The organism is Mesorhizobium sp. M4B.F.Ca.ET.017.02.2.1 (assembly GCF_003998955.1).
In the GTDB taxonomy this organism is placed as follows: domain Bacteria; phylum Pseudomonadota; class Alphaproteobacteria; order Rhizobiales; family Rhizobiaceae; genus Mesorhizobium; species Mesorhizobium abyssinicae.
This window is the reverse complement of sequence record NZ_RZOF01000518.1, coordinates 1-2,848: the sequence shown is the minus strand read 5'-3', so window position 1 is coordinate 2,848 and position 2,848 is coordinate 1. Positions and strand designations below refer to the sequence as shown.

Annotated in this window: 3 protein-coding genes and 1 pseudogene; all 4 read right to left on the bottom strand. The window is 69.8% G+C overall.

The features are described from left to right. A pseudogene (locus EN738_RS33090) lies at positions 1 to 510 on the bottom strand (amidohydrolase family protein); the annotation flags it as partial. Next, positions 507 to 1,538: an SIS domain-containing protein gene (locus EN738_RS33085; protein WP_127287222.1), complete on the bottom strand. Its 1,032-nt coding sequence runs from the start codon at positions 1,536 to 1,538 to the stop codon at positions 507 to 509. The pseudogene EN738_RS33090 and the gene EN738_RS33085, both read right to left, overlap by 4 nt. Then, positions 1,535 to 2,314, bottom strand: a complete 780-nt coding sequence (locus EN738_RS33080) for a GntR family transcriptional regulator (RefSeq protein ID WP_127287221.1) — start codon at positions 2,312 to 2,314, stop codon at positions 1,535 to 1,537. The genes EN738_RS33085 and EN738_RS33080 overlap by 4 nt, the downstream gene beginning before the upstream one ends. Continuing rightward, positions 2,311 to 2,848 (bottom strand): BadF/BadG/BcrA/BcrD ATPase family protein (locus EN738_RS33075; RefSeq protein WP_348629121.1); only part of this gene is annotated, 538 nt, incomplete at its 5' end. The genes EN738_RS33080 and EN738_RS33075, both read right to left, overlap by 4 nt.

The following is a 2,848-nucleotide window of genomic DNA, read 5'->3' as shown; positions in this document are numbered from 1 at the left end:
GGTCAGCAAGACCGGGAGTTCCTTCCGCGCCGCGATCAGCGCCGCCTGGTCCGCGTCCGTCATCGGCCGGATCAGCGCCGGGTCATGCGCGCCCTTGCGGGCGACCGACAGATGCGGGCCCTCGAGATGCAGGCCGAGGAAGCCCGGCACCTTCTGCCGCGCCGCCGCGGCGCCGGCCGCGACGGCGGCCGCCGTGATCGCTGGCGTATCGGTGATCAGCGTCGGCAACAGAGCGGTGGTGCCGAAGGACGCGTGCGCCCGGCAAATGGTCTCGATCGAAGCGACATCCGGATGATCGTTGAGCATGACGCCGCCGCCGCCATTGACCTGCAGGTCGACGAAGCCCGGCGCCAGCAGGCCGTCGGTCTCGATGCGATCGACACCGGCCGGAATGGCGCCGGCGGGGAGGATGGCCTCGACCAGGCCGCCGCTCACCACGAGGGCCGCATTGTCGTGCCAGTCGGCGCCGTCGAAGATGCGGGCGCCAGTGAGGGCGAAACGGTCGCTCATACGGTTTCCGTCACCTTGCGCAAATTGCGCGGCGTATCGGGGTCGAGGCCGCGATGGCGGGCAAAGGCCTCGACGAAGCCATAGAACGACACGATCAGCGCCAGCGGATCGGTCAGCGGATGGCCGGTCGCCACATAGGGCAGGGCCCGTGCCTTGGTCGCTTTGCCGGATGTCACGAACACAGCCGCGCCCTTGCCGGCCAGATTGTCGGCCGCCTCGGCGACCGACGGTTCGGAAGCGTCGCGCGCGGCGAGCGCCAGCACCGGGAAGTCCGGCCCGACCAGCGCCAGCGGCCCGTGCATGACCTCGGCCGCGCTGTAGGCCTCGGCATGCATGCCGCAGGTTTCCTTGAATTTCAGCGCCGCCTCATTGGCCATCGCCGCAGACGGACCGCGGCCGAGGATGAACAGCGACCGCGGCGTCTCAAGCGCGCCGGCCAGCGCCATCCAGTCGCAGGCGATTGCCTTCTCGAAATGCTCCGGCAGGCGGGCCAATGCCGCAAGCAGCGCATCGTCGCCGGTGCAATGCGCCATCAGCGCCAGGCCGGCGACCGCCGAATTGACGAAGGTCTTGGTCGCCGCGACGCTGCGCTCCGGCCCGGCCAGGATGTCGATCGCAAAGTCCGAGGCGCGCGCCAGCGGCGAATCGGCGGTGTTGGTGATGGCGACGGTCAGCGCGCCGCCGGCCCGCGCCGTCTCCGCCATGGCGACGATGTCGGGGCTCTTGCCCGATTGCGAGATCGCCAGGCAGGCCGAGCCGGCGAGCCTCAGCCTGGCGCCATAGATCGAGGCGATGGACGGGCCGACCGAGGCGACGGCAAGGCCGGCGGTCAGTTCGACGGCGTATTTCATGAAGGTGGCGGCATGGTCGGACGAGCCGCGCGCCACGGTGACGACGAAGCTCGGATCGCGCTCGCGGATGCCGCGCCCGGCTTCGCTCAGCACGGCGGCCGAGCCATCGAGCAGGCGGGCCGTGGCCTCCGGGATCTCCTCGATCTCGCGCCGCATATGGGTGGGGGTAGCGCTCATGGCCGGCTCTCCTCTCCCGGCCCGGTCAGCCGGAGTTCGGCGACGAAATCATAGGCGTCGCCCCTGTAGATCGAGCGGGTGAATTCGATCACCTTGCCGCTCGCAAGATAGGAAATACGTTCGATATGCAGGCCGGCAACCCCTGGCGGCACTTCCAGCAGGCGCGCATCGCCGTCGCCGAGATTGGCGGCCGAGATGCGCTGCACGGCGCGAACCGGCCGGTTGCCGGTCAGTTCCAGCGCGGCATAGAGCGAGGAGCCGATCGCCTCGGGATCGGGCAGCACGCTGGCCGAGAGCGACGCGCGCTCGATCGCCAGCGGCGTGTCGTTGGCGATGCGCAGGCGCGCCACCCGCGCCACCAGCTCGTTCGACGACAGGCCGAGCACCATCGTCTCGTCGGGCGAGGGCGCATAGAGACCGCGGTCGAGCCAGGCCGAGCGCACCACCATGCCGCGCCGAGCCATGTCTTCGGTGAACGAGGTGAGCCTGGACAGCGACTGCTCGACGCGCTCCATGCGCGGGGCGACGAAGGTGCCGGAACCGTGGCGCTGGACGAGGATGCCGCCCTTGACCAGATCCTGCACCGCCTTCCGCACGGTGACGCGCGAGATGTCGGCCTTGCTGGCGATGTCGCGCTCCGACGGCAGCGCGTCGCCCGGCCCGATCAGGCCGCGGTTGACCGCTTCTTCGATGCTCTTCCTGAGCTGCAGATAGAGCGGCGCGCCGCTCTGCGACGATTCCTTCAGCATGGCGAAGATCTGGTCGGCGGCGCTCATTGGGCAACCTCCGAACCGCGCGCAAAGATGCGCACCGCCATCTGCACGGCGCCGCCGAGCGCATCGTCGAGCGCCGGCTTCAGCAGCGCCTGGTAGCGCGCCGAAAGCCGCGGCGCATAGAGCGGCGCCAGGCCGCCTAGCAGGCAGAGCGGCGCATTGCCGGCAAGATCGAGCGCCCCGAGCGAGGCTTCGACGTCGGCAACCGCCTTGTCGAGGATCCAGTTGGCGACAAGATCGCCCTTGGCGGCATGGTCGAAGACCTTGGGCGCGAAACCGCCGAAATCGCCGGGCTTGGCATTGGTGGTGAACTCGACGACGTCCTCGGGGTTGTTGCGGAAGACGGCGAGCATCGCCTCGGTCAGCGGCGAGCCCGGACGGATGCCGTCATAGGCGAGCAGTGTCTGCTCCAGCAGGTCGCGGCCGATGCGCGCGCCGCTGCCCTGGTCGCCGACCTGAAAACCCCAGCCGCCAATAGCGCGTGACTTGCCCGCCTTGCGCGCCATATAGGCGGTGCCGGGGCCGCGGATGGCCATG

Bases quoted from the DNA above. Each gene is read 5' to 3' on its own strand.
- EN738_RS33085 (WP_127287222.1), bottom strand. From the start codon at position 1,538: ATGAGCGCTACCCCCACCCATATGCGGCGCGAGATCGAGGAGATCCCG.
- EN738_RS33080 (WP_127287221.1), bottom strand. From the start codon at position 2,314: ATGAGCGCCGCCGACCAGATCTTCGCCATGCTGAAGGAATCGTCGCAG.